This is a genomic window from Sphingomonas pseudosanguinis, assembly GCF_014196255.1.
Classification (GTDB): domain Bacteria; phylum Pseudomonadota; class Alphaproteobacteria; order Sphingomonadales; family Sphingomonadaceae; genus Sphingomonas; species Sphingomonas pseudosanguinis.
The window spans coordinates 106,577-122,836 of sequence record NZ_JACIDH010000003.1; the positions used below are offsets into that span (position 1 = coordinate 106,577).

The following is a 16,260-nucleotide window of genomic DNA, read 5'->3' on the forward strand; positions in this document are numbered from 1 at the left end:
CTATGAGCCAGAAGCAGAAGATGTTGGCCGGCGAACTCTATGTCGCCGACGATCCCGAACTGGCCGCCGACGCCGCGCGCGCCGCGCGGTGGATGGCGCGCTACAATGCCGCGTCCGATGCCGATGGACCTGCGCGCCATGCGATGCTGGTCGAGGGGCTGGGCGAAGTCGGGAAACGGGTGACGGTGCGGTCGCCCTTTCACTGCGACTATGGCTATAATATTCGCTTGGGCGACGGCGTGTTCCTGAACTTCGGCTGCGTCATCCTGGATGTGGTCGCGGTGGAGATCGGTGCGGGTACCCAGATCGGCCCGGGCGTACAGATCCTGACCGCCGACCATCCGCGCGACCCGGCCCTACGCGCGCAGGCGCTGGAGTTCGGGCGGCCGGTGCGGATCGGGGCCAATGTCTGGATCGGGGGCGGCGCGATGATCCTGCCGGGCGTCACCATCGGCGACGATGCCATTATCGGCGCGGGCAGCGTCGTGACGCGCGATGTCCCCAGGGGCCTGACCGTGATGGGCAATCCCGCGCGCCCCACCACCCGATGAGCGACCCCCGCCCCGTGCCCGCCATCGACCGCACGGGCGACGGCAAGGCGCATTTCGAAGTGCTCGACGGGCTGCGCGGGACGGCGGCGATGCTGGTCGTGGCCTTTCATATCCAGGGCATCACCGTGCTGTTCGATCCGGCGCGGCTGATGCTGCCGCACGCCTATCTGGCGGTCGATTTCTTCTTCGCCCTTTCAGGGTTCGTCATCGGCTATGCCTATGATGATCGCTGGGACGCGATGTCGGTGCGCGGCTTTATCGGCCGGCGTCTGCTGCGGCTGCATCCTTTGGTCGTGCTGGGCACGCTGCTCGGACTGATCAGCTATCTCGGCGATCCCTTTGCCGGCGGGCGACAGGCCGCGCCGCTGCTGTTGGTGCTGCTCGCCTTTGTCGCCGGGCTGGTCGCGTTGCCCGCGCCGCCGCTGCCCAATCGGCTGGGGGACAGCCATCCGCTCAATGCGCCGGCCTGGACGCTGTTGCAGGAATATATCGCCAATCTGGCCTATGCGCTGGTCCTGCGGCGGCTGGGCGTGCGGGCGCTGGTCGCGCTGACCGGCCTTGCGGCGCTGGCATCGGCGGCGACCGCGCTGACGCTCGGCTCCTATGACACAGGTTGGGGATTGGACAATTTCTGGGGCGCGCCGGTGCGGCTGGCCTATCCCTTTCTCGCCGGGTTGCTGCTCTATCGACTCCGCGACCGGTTGCCGGCGGTGCGGCTCGGATTTCCGGTGCTCAGCCTGATCCTGGTCGCGCTGTTCGCCGCGCCGGTGTTCCCCACGGTCGGGGCGATCAAGCTGAACGGCCTCTATCAGGCGACCTGCGTGCTACTGGTCTTCCCCGCGATCATTCTGGCGGGACGACATTCGCGCGGCGGGCCGGCAATGATCGGGCTATGCCGCCAGGCGGGACGGCTCTCCTACCCGCTCTACATCACCCATTATCCGTTCGTGTATCTCTACATGAACTGGGTGGCGACCCGGCCGGCGCCTGGTGGGACGACCGCGATCATCGCCATCGCGCTCTATCTCTTCACGCTGGGCTTCGCGATCGCGGCGCATCGCTATTGGGATGTGCCGTTCCGCGCCTGGCTGAAGCGCCGGGTACGGGCCTAGCGTCGTTCCAGGATGCGCGCCGGATTGCCGACCGCGACCGCGCCGGTGGGCACGTCGTGGAGGACCACGGCATTGGCGCCTATAATGGCATCGTCGCCGATCCGGACCGCCCCCAGGATCACCGCGCCCGCGCCGACCTGTACGCGGTCGCCGAGGATCGGCGCCTCCATCGGGCGATCCTCGCTGCGATTGCCGAGTGTGACGTTCTGGCGCAGCACGCAGTCGTCGCCGATCACCGTCGCGCCATGGACGATGATCCCGCCGAAATGCTCGATACGCAGCCGCCGACCGATCGTCGCGCTATCGGGCAGCGAGATGCCGCACACGCATTCCGCCCATTTGCCGCCCAGCTTCGCGGCCCCGCCCCAGAGCGAACGGACGATCCCGCGCGGACGGGCATAGCGCGCCGCCGCCAGCCGATAAATGGCCAGCGCCCACAGGCCCTGCGCCCACCAACCTTCGCGATAGACGGCCCGATCCTCGCGAATCCGGGCGAAGGGGCCGGGCGAAGGGCTCACGCCGCCGCGACGCCGTCGGGCGCGGGCGCGCGGTGTCGCTTGGCGCCGCTCGCGATCCGGTGTCCCAGCCGGGTCAGCGGCTGTTCGAGATAGAAGGTCGACAGATGCGCTCCCGCAAAGGCCAGCACGAAGCTGCCGATCCGCTTGGTATAGCGCACGGCGACATCGCCGCTGCCCATCCATCCCGCATAGGTCAGCGGGTGCAGCACGTAGAGCGCATAGGAGATACGCGCGATATAGCGCAGCACCCCCCCGCCGAGCAGCCGCGCCAGCCAGCCGCGCTCCATCGCCAGACTCAGCCCCACGATCGACGCCGCCATATAGGGCCGCAGATAACAGATATAGGGAAAGCGCGCGACGACCGGCTCGAGCATCCCCAGCGTCAGCACCGCGACCAGCCCCAGGATCACGACCGGCCGCGCCGCCCAGGCGGACGGGCGCCAGCCATGATGGATCGCCAGCGCCATCGTCGCCCCGGCCATGATCTCGTCGATACGGTCCAGCGTCGCCACCCCGAATGGGACGTGGTGCACCACTCTATAGGCCGTCACCGCCAGCGCCAGGGGCGGCAGCAGCCACAAGGCCCGCCGCCCGCCCAGGCCCACCAGCACGGCGACGAAGGCATAGAATTGCATTTCGAGCGACAGGCTCCAGAAATGCGGGGCATAGGCCAGCGTGGCCTCGCTGGCATTGGCGTAGAACAGCAGATTGGGCAGGATCACCGACCAGGGCGCACCCTGCCCCGCGATGACGAGCAGGATGTACAGCCAGGCCAGCGGCAGGATGCGGAAGACGCGCTTGATGACGAACGGCACGACCGCGTCGTCGCGCAGCAGCGTTCTGGTGATCAGGAACCCCGACAGGGTGAAGAACAACGCCATACCCGTCGCCGCGACCGCGACATTGCCCCCCCAGGCGACCGGGCCGAGCGGCAGCATATGGCCCGCCATCACGCCCAGGATCGACAGCCCCCGCCAACCATCGAGCGCCGCCAGATGCGCGCGCGCCTCGGGCCGGGCGGGAGGAACGGCCCGCGACGCGGGTCCGTGCACAGGGTCATGCATCAAGCCCACTCCGATCCTGGTCGCCTGATACACGCACATAACCCATTCGGGACGATCCTCCTGTCACCGGACAGCCAGCCGCTATCGGGTTCCCCGCACAGGATAAAGCCGGACGAATACGGCCCGCCGTCATGCCTGACCCGTTATGACACGGTGCAGCAATAACAGGCATTGCACGGACAAGACCGCTTCGACCAAAGCCATGCTGCCTTGACGATGCTTGGGGGTTCCGTTGGCGATCGGCTATTTCATCAACCAGTATCCGAAGGTGAGCCACAGCTTCATCCGGCGTGAGATCCTCGCGCTCGAGGCACGGGGTGAGACGATCCATCGCTGGGCGCTGCGGGGCTGGGACGCCGATGTGGTCGATCCCGTCGACCTGGCCGAGCGCGACCGCACGCGCTATTTGCTGCAAGGCGGCGTGGTGCCGTTGCTGGTCGCCGGTCTCGTCATGCTCGTGCGGCATCCGGGACGCTGGCTGGCCGCGATGCGGCTGACCGCCAAACTGTCGCGCCGCACCGACCGCTCGATCCCGCATCACCTGATCAGCTTCCTCGAGGGCGCACGGCTGGCGCGCGAGCTGAACGCGGCGGGCATCCGTCACCTCCACACCCATTTCGGCACCAACGCCGCCGAGATCGCGATGCTGGCCGCCACCATGGCCGGCATCCCCTACAGCATCACCATTCACGGGTCGGAGGAGTTCGACCGGCCGGTCCAGATCAAGCTGGGACTGAAGGTCGAACGCGCGGCCTTCGTCGCGGTGATCACCGAATTCTGCGCCTCGCAGGTCTATCGCTGGTCACGGCTGCAGGACTGGGCCAAAATCACGGTCGTACGCTGCGGCCTGCTCGCCGACTTTCTGAAGGCCCCGCCCGCCCCGTCGGTCGAGGCGCCGCACTTCGTCCATGTCGGGCGGCTGTCGGGGGTGAAGGGCCAGCTGCTGATGCTGGAGGCGCTCGCCGAAACCCGGCACCAGGGCGTGCCCGCGACGCTGACGCTGGTCGGCGACGGCGAAATGCGCGCCGATGTCGAGGCGGCGATCGCGCGGCTCGGGCTGACCGATCATGTCACCATCACCGGCTGGGCCGACGAGGCCGAGGTCCGCGCCCAGATCGTACGCGCCCGCGCGATGGTGATGGCCAGCTTCGCCGAGGGACTGCCGATCGTCATCATGGAGGCGCTGGCACTCGGCCGCCCGGTGCTCGCCACCAATGTCGGTGCCATCGCCGATCTGGTCCGCACCGGCGAGACCGGCTGGCTGTACAGTCCCGGCTCGGTCCACGCGATGGCCGATGCCATGGTCGCCTGCGCGCGCGCTGATCCGGAGACGCTGGCGCGTATGGGCGCGGCCGGGCGGGCGCTGGTCGCCGAACGCCATGACCAGATGCGCGAGGCCGAGAAGCTGCACGCGCTGCTGCGCGCCAGCACGGATCGCCCGAAGGTGGCGGCATGATGCCCGCACGGGCCTGTTCGGAAATGGGACGAATCCACGGCGAACCGCGGGTCGGCGCGGCGCGCAACCACCCGGCCCGCCGATTGTTCGAGGCGCGCCGGACAGCGTATACGATACCGGTTGTATCAGGGGTTTGGGTACATGCGTAAATTCTGGTTCTGCCTGGCGATGCTGGCCGCATCCGCCGCTGCGGGCGCGCAAACGGGCGCCCCGTCGTCCTCGGCCAAGCAGGCCGCTACGACGACGGCGACCGCCACGGCCACCGCCGAGCCGATCGCCGACTATAAGCTCGGCGTCGCCGACAAGGTGCGCGTCATCGTGTTCAACGAGGAAACGCTGTCGGGCGAGTTCACCGTCAGCGACAGCGGCACCCTGTCGCTGCCGCTGATCGGCGACGTCAAGGCGACCGGCCGGACCCCGCGCGAGGTCATCCGCGACATCGAGGCGAAGCTGGCGGACGGCTATCTGCGCGAACCGCGCGTCAGCATGGACGTGCTGACCTATCGCCCCTTCTACATCATGGGCGAAGTCACCAAGCCGGGCGAATATCCCTATTCCAACGGCCTGACCGCGCTCAACGCCGTGGCGCGTGCCGAGGGATTCACCTACCGCGCCAACAAGCGCAAGGTCTTCATCAAGCGCTTCGGCGAGACCACCGAACACCAGTATAAGATGGACCCCAACGTCGTCGTCTATCCGGGCGACACGGTGCGGATCGGCGAGCGTTACTTCTAAATCATCGCCCGTTGGGGAACGGGACAACAGGGGACACCATATGTCGACGAACGTGCGAAAGATGCTGGCGATCGCCGCCATCGGCGCAGGCCTGACCGCGCCTGCGGCGGCGCAGCAGCAGGCAGCGGCCCCGGCGCCGGCCGCCACGGGCACGCCCGCACCCGCGACGGCGGAGCCCGATCCCGCCGCCGTGCAGCGCGTCGTCGAGGCGGTCAACGCCGCCATCGCCGCGCAGCCCGCGACCGCCACCGCGCAGGACATCGAGGCGGCGGTGATGTTCGCCATCTCGCAGCAGCAGCAGCCGCCCCCCGTGTCGCTCGCCGCGCTGAACTTCGTCGTCAATCAGCAGGGCAATGCCGCGCGCAAGGTCAAGGTCGCGCTGGTCAATGCCCGCGCCGCCGTCCGGCGCGGACAGGCCGGCACGGGCGGCACCGGCGGGGCGGCGGGCAATGCCGCCAGCCTGGCCGCCGGGCCCAGCGTCGGCGGTGGCGGCGTCGGCGTGAACTACACGACCCAGAATTAAGACCAAAAAACCATAACAGACATGAGCCGGATCTTCGGGGAGCCGGTTCCAACTCATGGGGACACCAATGTTTCGCTATTGGATGGCGGGCGCGGCCGCTTGCGCGCTGATCCTGCCGGCTGCGGCTCAGGCACAGATGAATGGCAACGCCATCGAAACCGTGGTTCCGATCAGCTTCGATCGCGGCCGCAACGAAAGCGTGCTGGAGCGTGGCCGCCCCGAAACCAACCCCATCGGGTACAAGCTGGGCGGCTTCACCGTCCTCCCGTCGCTCGACACGCAACTGGGCTATACCGACAACGTCTATCAGACGACGTCGAACGAGACGGCGGACGGTTTCCTGCGCCTCGTCCCGCGCGTCACCGCCCGGTCCGACTGGTCGCGCCACAGCCTGCAGCTGAACGGCTCGGCCGACATCTACCGCTATCTCGACGCCAAGCCGCGCAACCAGGACGGCTGGTCGATCGGCACGATCGGGCGGCTGGATGCGACCAGCGACGTCGCGATCACCGCCGCGCTCGACACCGCGCGCCGCTATGAATCGCAGTTCTCGGGCGCCGCGCTGGTCAATGTGCGCAGCGTCACCCCCTTTCAGCAGAGCCAGGCGCGCCTGATGGCGGAAGGGCGCGTCGCCCGCGTCCGGATCGTCGGCAGCGCCGATTACGCGAAATACGACTTCCAGTCGGTCCGCACGCTGAGCGGCTTCCTGGTCTCGCAGGACAATCGCGACCGCGACGTGGCGCGCGGGGCGGTGCAGCTGGAATATGGCCTGACCCCCGATACCGGCGTGTTCGGCCAGGTGACCTACACCGGCACCAGCTATGACCAGGCGCTGGCCCCCGGCATCGCCAACCGCGATTCGAAGGAAGTCCGCGCGCTGGCCGGCGTCTCGCTCGACCTGACCGCGCTGCTGCGCGGATCGGCCGGCATCGGCTATATCGATCGCCGCTTCACCGCACCGATCTACCAGAATATCAGCGGCTTCTCGTTCGATGCGAAGATCGAGTATTTCCCGTCGCAGCTGACCACCGTCACCTTCAACGCGTTCCGCGACATTCAGGATTCGACCTTCGGCGGCAGCGGCTTCTTCAACACGGGCGCGGCGATGCGGTTCGATCATGAACTGCTGCGCAACCTGCTGCTGTCCTACGGCGTCTCCTATGCCCAGAACGATTTTATCGGCGTGCGCGGCAAGGCGCGCGTGTCGCAGGTGTCGGGTGGCGCAAACTACCTCGCCAGCCGCCTGCTGACCGGTCGCCTCGACCTCAGCTATGCGCGGCGCAGCAGCGACTTCATCGGGCTGAACGGCCCCGCCCTCTCCGAATTCCGCGCCCTCGCCGGCGTTTCCATCCATCCGTAAGGCTTTGAAGACCATGCTCATGGACCATAGCGCAGAGCCGTTCGCCGATACGGCCCCCTCCACCGGCCCGGGGGTCGTGCGCGCGCTGTGGAGCGCGACGATCAGCATGTTCCGTCGCCGCTGGCGCATCTTCGCGGTGGTGGCGATCGTCACCTTCGTCGTGGCCGCCGCGCTGATCCTGATGATGCCCTGGAAATATCAGGCGGTGGCGCGGGTGAAGATCGATCCCTCGACCAGCGCCGCGCTCGGCCAGATGAGCGGCGAGCGGCCCGACCAGAACATCTTCGACACCGAAGTCAACGTCATGCGCTCGCGCAACATTGCGCTGGCGGTGGTCGACCGGTTGAAGCTGGCGAGCGATCCGGCCTTCACCAAGGGGATGAAGCCGCTGCCCGCGACCGCCACCCCGGCGCAGCGCGAGAAGCGCGACACCGAGCTGGCCGACCGTCTGCTGGGCAAGCTGAGCACCGCGCGCGACAAGATGACGTACATCGTCAATGTCGGCTTCACCGCCAGCGATCCGCGTCTGGCCGCCGATGTTGCCAACGCCTTCGCCAACGAATATATCGCCTATAGCGTCGGGCGCCGCACCGGCACCGCCAGCCGCGAGACCAGCTATCTCGATCAGCGGCTCGCCGCGCTGAACCAGCAGGCGATGCAGGCCGATGCCCGGCTGGCGCAATATCGCGCGCAGACCGGCATCGTCAGCGGCGGCGACGCCACCGTCACCGACCAGCAGATCAGCCCGCTCGCCTCGCAGCTGGCCACCGCCGAGTCCGAGGCCGCCGCCGCCCAGGCGCGGCTGCGCGTTGCGCGCGCCCAGATCGCCTCGGGCGGGATCGATGCGGTGTCGGCCGTGCTCAATTCGCAGGTCATCGCCGATCTGCGGTCGCAGCGTGCGCAGGTGATCCAGCGCCAGGGCGAAGTCTCCGCCCGCTATGGTCCGCGTCACCCCGAGACCATCAAGGTCAACGAACAGCTGACCGCGATCGACCGTCAGATCAAGGATGAGGCCAGCCGCATCATCGGCGGCCTGGAGAGCGAGGCCAATGCGGCCCAGGCGCGCGCCGCCAGCCTGCGGGGCGACATGGGTCGTCTGCGCGGGCAACAGTCGACCGACACCCGCGCCAGCGTGATCGCCGACAATTACCAGCGTCAGGCCGATGCCGCCCACGCCGCCTACAACAAGCTGGCCGAACAGGCGCAGCAGATGAACCAGGTCGCGCGCAGCTCGCTGAGCCAGGCGCAGGTCATCGAGAGCGCGGTGACGCCCGAGGCGCCCTCCTCGCCCAATCGCCGCATGCTGCTGATGCTGGCGGGTCTGGGTGCGATGGTGCTGGGTGCGATGTCGGTCGTCACGCGCGAAGTGCTGGCCAGCGGCATCTACTCGACCCGCGATGTCGAGGCGCTGGGCCTGCCGGTGCTGGCGAGCGTGCCGCGCATCCGGTCGAGCAAGCTGCGCAACGCCGCCGGCGAACGCTGTGCCGCCCCCGCCCTGCTCCTCGAAAAGCCGATGAGCTCCTATGCCGAGACCTTCCGCGTGCTGCGCCACGCCTTGTCGTCCGGCCCCGCGCGGCAGGGCGCGCGCGTCGTCGCGCTGCTCTCCAGCCTGCCCGACGAGGGCAAGACCAGCAGCGCGCTGGCACTGGCGCGGATTTGCGCGCTGGCGGGCGAGAAGGTGCTTTTGATCGACACCGACCTGCGTCGTGCGGGCATGCTGGCCGCCGCCAATATCCGGCCCGAGGCGGGGTTGATCGAGGTGCTGACCGGCCAGCGTCCGGTCGATGAGGTGATCATCCCGGATCAGCTGCCGGGCCTCGACCTGCTGCCGGTCGCCAGCAACTCGTTCATGGCCGAGGACCTGTTCAGCGGCGAGGGCATGCAGGCGCTGCTCCGCGACATGGCCGCCCGCTATGACCGCATCATCCTCGACACCGCGCCGCTGCTCGGCGTGGCGGAAAGCCGGACGATCGCCCGGCTGGTCGATGCCGCCATCCTGGTCATCAAATGGGGCGACACGCCGGTGAATGCGGTGAAGTCGGCATTGAACGGGCTGGCGCAGGACGGCGTACCGCTGATCGGCGCGCTGTTCTCAATGGTCGATGCCGGCGAGGAAGCGTACGGCGCGCTATATTATTCGTCCAAATACAATGCCTATTATCGCTCGGAATGAGCGGCGGCCCGCCATCGCCCATGCGGCCAATGCCGCGGCGATGGCGGCGCTGGGCGCGGCGCTGGTCTTCACCGTCTCGACATTGAGCAGCGAGGCGCGTGTGGTCCGCACTCGCGAGGCGTCGGTCCGGCAGGCGGCGGGGCTCGCGACCGAGGCCGACGACCAGGACTATCTGCGATCGAACGTCCCCGCGAAGGACCTGCCGGCCCGCGCCGCGCTGCTACGCGGCGTAATGCGTGCCCGCGCCGCCGCTGCCGACCCCGCCGGGGCGGCAGGGATGCTCGATCAGGCCCGCGCGGACATCGCGGTCGCACGCGCCAGCCGGCCGATCTGGGGCGAGGCGGAGGTCGCGCGCGCCTATCTCGAACTGCTGGCGCACGGCGCGGAGTCGCCGCAGGCGATCCAAGCGCTGGCGCAAAGCTATACCGCCGCGCCTTATCTGCGCGACAGCGCGCCGTGGCGCATCCGTTTCGGCGTGACCGTCTGGCCGCGCCTGGATGCCGCCACGCGCGATCATATCGTCAACGAGACCGCGTGGCTGGCCCAGGCCTCGGGCCGCAACTATGCCTATGCGCTGGGGCTGGTCGCCGGCTCGCCCGCCGAGGCGTTGGTCAAGAGCCGCATCCCCGCCTGATCCTCCGCCGCCTCCTCGACGAAGCGCGAGGCGCGGCCCCAGACCAGCCCGGCCAGCACCGCCGCCGCCGAGGCGAGCGCGGGCATGTCGAGCGCGACATCGGTACTGGCGCACACGACCATCATGCCCAGCGCCGCGACCAGCGCGACCACCACCGGCTCGCGCAGCCGGTGCGCACGACGGAAATAGGGGAAGAACAGCGCGACCACGAGCAACGCCATGATCGCCAGATAGGGGTAACCGCCCGTGATCAACAGCGACAGCACGATGTTGTGGGTCGAATGGACGAACCAGGCGATATGCGCCTCATGGATCGAGGCGAAGCCGTGCAGCGCCGCATCGTCCAGCCCGCCGGGACCATAGCCCAGCGGCGCGGCCGCGACGAGGCGGGAATAGAGGTTCCACAGCTCGGTCCGCTCGACCCAGTCGCCCTGGATGTCCGCGACCCGGTCGAAGGTGGCATCGCCCAGCAGGCCGAATACCACCACCAGCACGCCGATGATGCCGGCGCCGACGATCAGCCCGCGCACCGCCCCCCGCTGCCGCCGCAGCCAGAGCCGCCCGAACTGCCAGGCCAGCAGCGCCAGCGCGATCAGCATGACTAGCAGCGCGGTGCGCGATCCCGTGATCGCACAGGCGCCGATCCCGCCGAGGAGCGCGATGGGCGCGACGATATGAATGATGAGCGGCGCCGACATGCTGCGGTCCAGCGCCAGCGAGAAGCCGCGTCCGGCCGCGAGCACCGCCAGCACCGCGAAATAACAGGCCGCCGAATTGGCGTTGAGGAAGGTCCCGGTGAAACGCTCGCGCAGATCGCCCTTGTCGATCCCCCACACCGCGTTCGGATCATAATGCCGGAACGCCAGCGCGATCGCGATATTGACCAACCCGAACAGCAGCCAGCGATCGACCGTCAGCCGGACGCCGCCGCGCCGCCAGCCGATGGCGGCGGCGGCGGTCATCAGGGCCAACCCGCCCAGGAAGCGCGCGCTCGCCTGGGGCAACAGGTCGGGCGCGCTCCAGTGCCGGCCAAAGGGATCGGCCGCGAACCAGCTCGGGCTGGCGATCCACGCCCAGGCGAGCAGCCCCAACCCGAGCGGAACCGCGAAACGTCGCCAGAAGGCGGTGCTCGGCCATAGCAGCGCCAGGATGACGAGGCCGCCGACCAGCTCGACCGCCGCCGCGATGGTGGCGAGGAACGGGCCGTCGACGCCGAGTGCCACGACCTCGGCAAAGATGATGGCGGCCAGAAGCGTGCCGGCGACCCTGATCCTGTTGTCCGTCGCCGTCATCACCCGTCCCCAGCACGCCCCGCCGCCCGACCCGGCGGCGGGGCGGTGCGTCAGGGGTTTTCGAGGTCCTCGACCGTCACGACATCGATCACCGCCCGATTGGCATCGAGATAGGCCATCAGCTGGTCGAAGGCGGGCTGCCAGTTGGACAGCGCGCCGCTCAGCCCGTCGTGAAATACCAGGAACCCCACACCTTTTTGCGCCATGGCGCGATCGACATGGTTTTTCCAGTAGCTGGTATAGATTGACGCGTTGTTACCCCATTGGAATTCCCCCGCGCCCATCGCGCGAATGCGCATCGGATCGCCCCAGGGATAGGTTTCGACCTGCCCGAACTCGCCGAAATAATAGGCGCGCATCGACCGGAACGCCTGGCGGAACATCGGATAGGCGATCATGTCGGTCACGCCGACATTGCTGAAATAGCTGCCATGCCCGCCGCCGGTCAGGCCCAGCGCGTTCTGCCAGTTGCGCAACCGCGCCATCTCGGCGGTGCGCTGGTCGGCGGTGATCACGTCGATCCCGCCGGGGCCGCTATTATTCTCGGTCGACCAGGCCTGGCTGGCGATCTGCCACCCCAGATTGTCGTGCAGGGTCTTCAACTGCGCGACCTGCAGCTTGCCCGCCTTGCCGGTGTCGGTCGCCGCCGAGACATAGAGGACCCCGCGAAAGCCATAACGCGCCATCGCCCGCGCGGCATAGTTGACGGTGTTGGGATATTGATCGTCGAACGCGATGATCATCTTGGCCTTGGTCAGCGCGTTGGCGACCAGCTCGACATTGCCGACCGCCATGGTCATGCCCGCCGAGTTGTTGGGCGCGGCCTCCACCATCGCCCAGGTCAGCGCGGTCAGGTCCGCGCCGCTACCGACCGGCGTGAAGGCGCTAACCGGAATCGTGAACGATCCCCAGCGCTGCTCCTTGTCCTTCTGCCCCTCGCGGATCAGGCCCGCCGCGTTGAACTCGTGATAATTCGCACCCGGATTGGCGGGACCGCCCGTCGAATAGAGGCGGATCTTGTAGGTGCCGAGGCGCGGATCGACATTGGCGATCGGCTTGGTCCAGATGCGGACCAGCTGGCCGGTCGCATTGACCGGGCCGGCCATCGTCGTCAGCGGCCGCAGCATCCGCGATCCGAACCCGTTCATCGTCAGCGTCAGGCGCGTGTCGCCATAGAGCGGATCGGCGGCGACATCGCTGACATCGGAAGGCGCCCCCGTAAGCCGGCCGACCTGATCGAACGAGGCCAGCACGGCGGTCGGCGTCGCGATCCGATAGCGTTGGTGGATACGCCCGCCGACCGGCGGGGCCTTGTCGCCATCGGCCGGCTGCTGCGGCCAGTCGGGGCTGGGGATGGCGGTGAGCGGCGCCGTGCCCGGGGCCAGGGTCTGGGCAAGGCCGGGCGGGGTCGCCGAGGCGGTGAGCAGCGCCAGCCCGAGGAGCAGCCGCTTCATGCCGGCACCCGCGCCAGCTGCGCGTTGCAGCCGGTCGTCCCGGACAGGCTGATGTCGACCACGGCCCCCGCGCCCAGATAGATGTTGGTGCCGCCGCCCGTGTCGGACGCGGTGCGGGTCAGCAGCGGCAGCATGGTGACGCCGTCCGCCGCCAGATAGCGCAGCGTCAGGCTGCCATAACCGCCGCAGCTCTGGTTCAGGATGTACAGCCCGCCAAGCGCCGTGACGGGCGCGGCCGCGACATTGTTGCCCGCCAGCACCAGCCGCTCGGCACGCGTGGCGACCGGCATCGGCGTGTCGCCGGACACGGCGGCGCAACGCCCATCGGCTTGCGACGTGCAGGGTGCGGTCAATGGCGCATAGCCCGCCGGCGCGGCCACCTGCTGCGCGTGTGCCGTCCCGGCCGAACAGCCGAGCAGCATCGCCATGATGCCCGCCGCCCCCATTCGGGTCTTCGTCCTCGTCATGCTTTCCTCCCACGATCAGGAGTTCGCGATATGTTCCAGATTCGACGCTGTAGGACAGCCCCAATCCGACATTTCTACAGCGCCGCCGTCATCGGCGGATCGACGCGCGCGACGGTGCCGGGCAGGCACTGATCGGCCTTGTCGCGCCGGATGCGGGCGCAGTCCCACATCGCCTTCTGCTCGTCGCCACGATGGCTGAACGAGAACAGCACACCCGCCGGCCGCGCCTCGGTCACCGCGACCGGCACGCGCTCGGGCTTGTCCCAGCCATAGACGAGGCAGGTCTGGCGCTTACCGCATACTTCCACCGCCTTGATCGCGAACCGGCCGGGATAATCGGCGGGGTCGAGATAGAGATAGAAGATACCGCGCCATTCGTCCGACCGGACGATGGCGCCGCTCGCAACGACAGGGACCGCGGCGTCGGCCGGCATCGCCGCCACGGCAGTCGCCGGATCGGTCGAAACCGTCGCCACCGGCGCCTCCCCCTTGGCCATCATCGCCGACAGCGCGGCCAGCCCGCGCGGTGCCTCGCCGGCCTGCGGTCGTGCCTGGAGCATCGCCGGTGCACCGGCGGGCCCGCGCCAGCGGAAGAACAGGTGGCGATGAAAGGCGAGCACCTTGTCCATCGCCCCGCTCCAGCGCGGCACGACATAATCGGCATGATAATGGGTCGCGCCGCCGACCGCACGGAACACGCCGCCGTTCAGGGCCCAGCGCGCGGTCGCCTGCGCCATCGTCAGCGCGGCGGGCGACGGCACTCGGCGGTGAAGCGAGCCGTCGCACATGAAGCTGAACTGGCATCCCGTCGACCGCTCGGCCCCTTGCGTCACGACGCCGCACACCGTTTTGGGAAAGGCGGGGTGGCGCACCCGGTTCAGCACGACCTGCACGACCGCCGCCTGGCCCAGCGGATCGCTGCCCGCCTCATAATAGGCCGCCGCCGCCAGACAGGCCTCGGCCGCCGCACGGTCACCCGTGCTGCCCGCCCAGGGAAAGGGTCGCGCCGCCGGATTGGGGCCACGCGCGAACGGGGTCAGCGCGTTGACCCGCCGCGCGATGTCCGCCGAGACGTCCAGATTGGCGACCGGCGCGACCACCGGCACCCCGGTGACGGTGGGCAACGCCTCCACCTCGCGCACGACCTGCGCCGCGATTACCGAATCGCTGCCCGCCACCCGGTGATAGCCACCGCCATTCCACGGCGACCAACCGAACCAGACCGCGCAGCCGACCAGCGCGCAGACCATGGCCCCCAGCGCCAGCAGCACGTCGCCGCGCCGATCCTCCCAGATGGTGAGCAGCGTGCGGGTCATCGCCGACACGCCTCAATAGGCATTGCGGTGGACGATCACGCGGACCGTCGACAGCATGATCAGGATGTCGCGCCAGATGCTCCAGTTGTTCAGATATTCCAGATCGGCCTGGAGCCGGCTGACCAGATCCTCGCGCTTGTGGGTCGCACCGCGAAAGCCACGGACCTGCGCCAGCCCGGTCAGCCCCGGCTTGCAGGCATGGCGATGGTGATAGCGCGCATCGACATGCCAGAAGAGCTGATCCCCCGCGAGCGACCCCAGCGCATGGGGGCGCGGGCCGACCACGCTCATCTCGCCGCGCAGGACGTTGAGCAGCTGCGGCAGTTCGTCGATGCTGGTCGCGCGGATGATGCGGCCGACGCGGGTGATGCGGTCGTCGTCGCGGCTGGCCGAACGCCCGCCCTTCGCATCGCTGGTCTCGACCCGCATGCTGCGGAACTTGTACATCAGGAACAGACGGTTGCCATAACCGACCCGTTGCTGGCGGAAGAAGACGGGGCCCGGGCTGTCCAGCTTGACCGCGATGGCGACCAGGATCAGCAGCGGCGCCAGGAACGCCAGCGCGATCGCAGCCAGCAGCAGATCGACGCCGCGCTTCAATATCCGGTCATAGGGGCTGAGCGGATTGGTCGACACCAGGATGGTCGACGATCCCGCGACCAGCGCCTGGCCGACGCTGCCCAGTTCGTCGAGTTCGGGAATCAGGATGTCGGCACGTACGCTGATCCCTTTCAGCGCCATCGCCCAGTTGCGCCGCCGTTCGGGGCGGCAAGCGACGCTCAGCTGGTCGACATCGGCGAAGCGCCGCGCGAGCTGGTCGAGCAGATAGGGGTCGTTGAAGGTGTCGGCATCGATCCGCTCGACCTCGATTACCGACTGGCCCGCCGGCATGTCCATGCTGACCCCGTCGAGCAGCAGCACATGGTTGACCGCGCCGCCGCGAAAGGTCTTGGTCGACAGCGCGACGATGCCCGCGCGCAGCACGATCGCGATGCCCAGCGTCAGCGCGATACCATAGCCGAACAGCAGCCGCGATGCCTGGCCGATGGCGTGCAGGATGAAGCCGAAGAACAGCAGCAACAGCACCGCCTTGGCCAGCGCGATCACCATCGACAGGATCGAGCGCCGCCAATCGTTAAGATAATCGGGCCGCAAATTGCCCAGATCGAGAAAGCAGAACAGCGGTATCAGCCCCGCGATCAACGTGATCGCCTCGGACGACAGCGCGACGTCGAACCGCAACTGGCTCGCGATGCCGATGCCCAGCATGACGGCGAACGCGTCCAGGGTCAGGATCGCGGCGTAGAATCGTAGACGCAGGGCGCGCGTGGCGGTCCGCTTGCCGGCACCCGCCTGCGGCGTGTCATCTACACGTGAAAAGCTGACATATTGCACGGCTGCTCCCTCAGGGGCCGGCTATAATTGGCGCTCCGAAGTATCGTCCACGGGTCGACGCACACCCCAAATCCCATTGCGGGGCAGATTGACGGAGTAATGGCGAGCGCCACTTTGCTGCAATGCAGCAAGAAATCCCAATGAAATACGTGCGTTACGCCGCACATTGCATGGTATTTCGCCCGTTAACCCACTTGTTAAGCTTTCCGC

At 68.3% G+C, this 16,260-nt stretch carries 15 protein-coding genes; 8 read left to right on the plus strand and 7 right to left on the minus strand.

Annotation, left to right across the window (positions count from 1 at the left end):
- Window positions 1-2 precede the first annotated feature (2 nt).
- Together GGR48_RS06460 and GGR48_RS06465 are read left to right on the plus strand one after the other, a co-directional pair.
- The gene (locus tag GGR48_RS06460) at window positions 3-551 is read left to right on the plus strand and encodes a sugar O-acetyltransferase (protein ID WP_183951068.1); all 549 of its coding nucleotides are present in this window, start codon (window positions 3-5) and stop codon (window positions 549-551) included.
- Window positions 548-1,663, plus strand: a complete 1,116-nt coding sequence (locus GGR48_RS06465; RefSeq protein ID WP_183951069.1) for an acyltransferase family protein — start codon at window positions 548-550, stop codon at window positions 1,661-1,663. Before GGR48_RS06460 ends, GGR48_RS06465 begins: the two co-directional genes overlap by 4 nt.
- On the opposite strand, the gene GGR48_RS18375 is transcribed toward GGR48_RS06465, so the two are convergent.
- A complete protein-coding gene (locus GGR48_RS18375) occupies window positions 1,660-2,181 on the minus strand; it encodes a DapH/DapD/GlmU-related protein (RefSeq protein WP_183951070.1) in 522 nt (173 codons plus the stop codon). The two genes, GGR48_RS06465 and GGR48_RS18375, sit on opposite strands and share 4 nt — an antisense overlap.
- Window positions 2,178-3,245, minus strand: a complete 1,068-nt coding sequence (locus tag GGR48_RS06475) for an acyltransferase family protein (protein WP_183951071.1) — start codon at window positions 3,243-3,245, stop codon at window positions 2,178-2,180. The genes GGR48_RS18375 and GGR48_RS06475 overlap by 4 nt, the downstream gene beginning before the upstream one ends.
- A 232-nt stretch (window positions 3,246-3,477) precedes the next feature.
- Between GGR48_RS06475 and GGR48_RS06480 the strand changes: the two genes are divergently transcribed.
- From GGR48_RS06480 to GGR48_RS06505, 6 genes are all read left to right on the plus strand, one after another.
- A complete protein-coding gene (locus GGR48_RS06480; protein WP_183951072.1) occupies window positions 3,478-4,701 on the plus strand; it encodes a glycosyltransferase family 4 protein in 1,224 nt (407 codons plus the stop codon).
- A gap of 141 nt (window positions 4,702-4,842) precedes the next feature.
- Window positions 4,843-5,436, plus strand: coding sequence for a polysaccharide biosynthesis/export family protein (locus tag GGR48_RS06485; protein WP_183951073.1), 594 nt, complete (start codon window positions 4,843-4,845; stop codon window positions 5,434-5,436).
- A gap of 40 nt (window positions 5,437-5,476) precedes the next feature.
- Window positions 5,477-5,959: a hypothetical protein gene (locus GGR48_RS06490; protein ID WP_183951074.1), complete on the plus strand. Its 483-nt coding sequence runs from the start codon at window positions 5,477-5,479 to the stop codon at window positions 5,957-5,959.
- Window positions 5,960-6,026: 67 nt separating this feature from the next.
- Window positions 6,027-7,319, plus strand: a complete 1,293-nt coding sequence (locus GGR48_RS06495) for an outer membrane beta-barrel protein (RefSeq protein ID WP_183951075.1) — start codon at window positions 6,027-6,029, stop codon at window positions 7,317-7,319.
- Between the two features lie 19 nt (window positions 7,320-7,338).
- Entirely contained in the window at window positions 7,339-9,492 is a 2,154-nt protein-coding gene (locus GGR48_RS06500) for a GumC family protein (protein ID WP_240456038.1), read from the plus strand.
- Window positions 9,470-10,126, plus strand: coding sequence for a hypothetical protein (locus tag GGR48_RS06505; protein ID WP_183951077.1), 657 nt, complete (start codon window positions 9,470-9,472; stop codon window positions 10,124-10,126). Before GGR48_RS06500 ends, GGR48_RS06505 begins: the two co-directional genes overlap by 23 nt.
- Here GGR48_RS06505 and GGR48_RS06510 read toward each other — a convergent pair.
- The 5 genes from GGR48_RS06510 to GGR48_RS06530 form a co-directional block, all read right to left on the minus strand.
- The gene (locus GGR48_RS06510; protein ID WP_183951078.1) at window positions 10,060-11,418 is read right to left on the minus strand and encodes an O-antigen ligase family protein; all 1,359 of its coding nucleotides are present in this window, start codon (window positions 11,416-11,418) and stop codon (window positions 10,060-10,062) included. The two genes, GGR48_RS06505 and GGR48_RS06510, sit on opposite strands and share 67 nt — an antisense overlap.
- 50 nt (window positions 11,419-11,468) lie before the next feature.
- Window positions 11,469-12,872 carry a polysaccharide deacetylase family protein gene (locus tag GGR48_RS06515; RefSeq protein ID WP_183951079.1) on the minus strand — a complete coding sequence of 468 codons (1,404 nt, stop codon included), beginning with the start codon at window positions 12,870-12,872 and terminating at the stop codon, window positions 11,469-11,471.
- Window positions 12,869-13,339 carry a hypothetical protein gene (locus tag GGR48_RS06520; protein WP_183951080.1) on the minus strand — a complete coding sequence of 157 codons (471 nt, stop codon included), beginning with the start codon at window positions 13,337-13,339 and terminating at the stop codon, window positions 12,869-12,871. Before GGR48_RS06520 ends, GGR48_RS06515 begins: the two co-directional genes overlap by 4 nt.
- Window positions 13,340-13,413: 74 nt before the next feature.
- Window positions 13,414-14,655: a cell wall hydrolase gene (locus GGR48_RS06525; protein WP_183951081.1), complete on the minus strand. Its 1,242-nt coding sequence runs from the start codon at window positions 14,653-14,655 to the stop codon at window positions 13,414-13,416.
- A 12-nt stretch (window positions 14,656-14,667) separates the two neighbouring features.
- Window positions 14,668-16,050: an exopolysaccharide biosynthesis polyprenyl glycosylphosphotransferase gene (locus GGR48_RS06530; RefSeq protein WP_183951082.1), complete on the minus strand. Its 1,383-nt coding sequence runs from the start codon at window positions 16,048-16,050 to the stop codon at window positions 14,668-14,670.
- Between the last annotated feature and the right edge of the window lie 210 nt (window positions 16,051-16,260).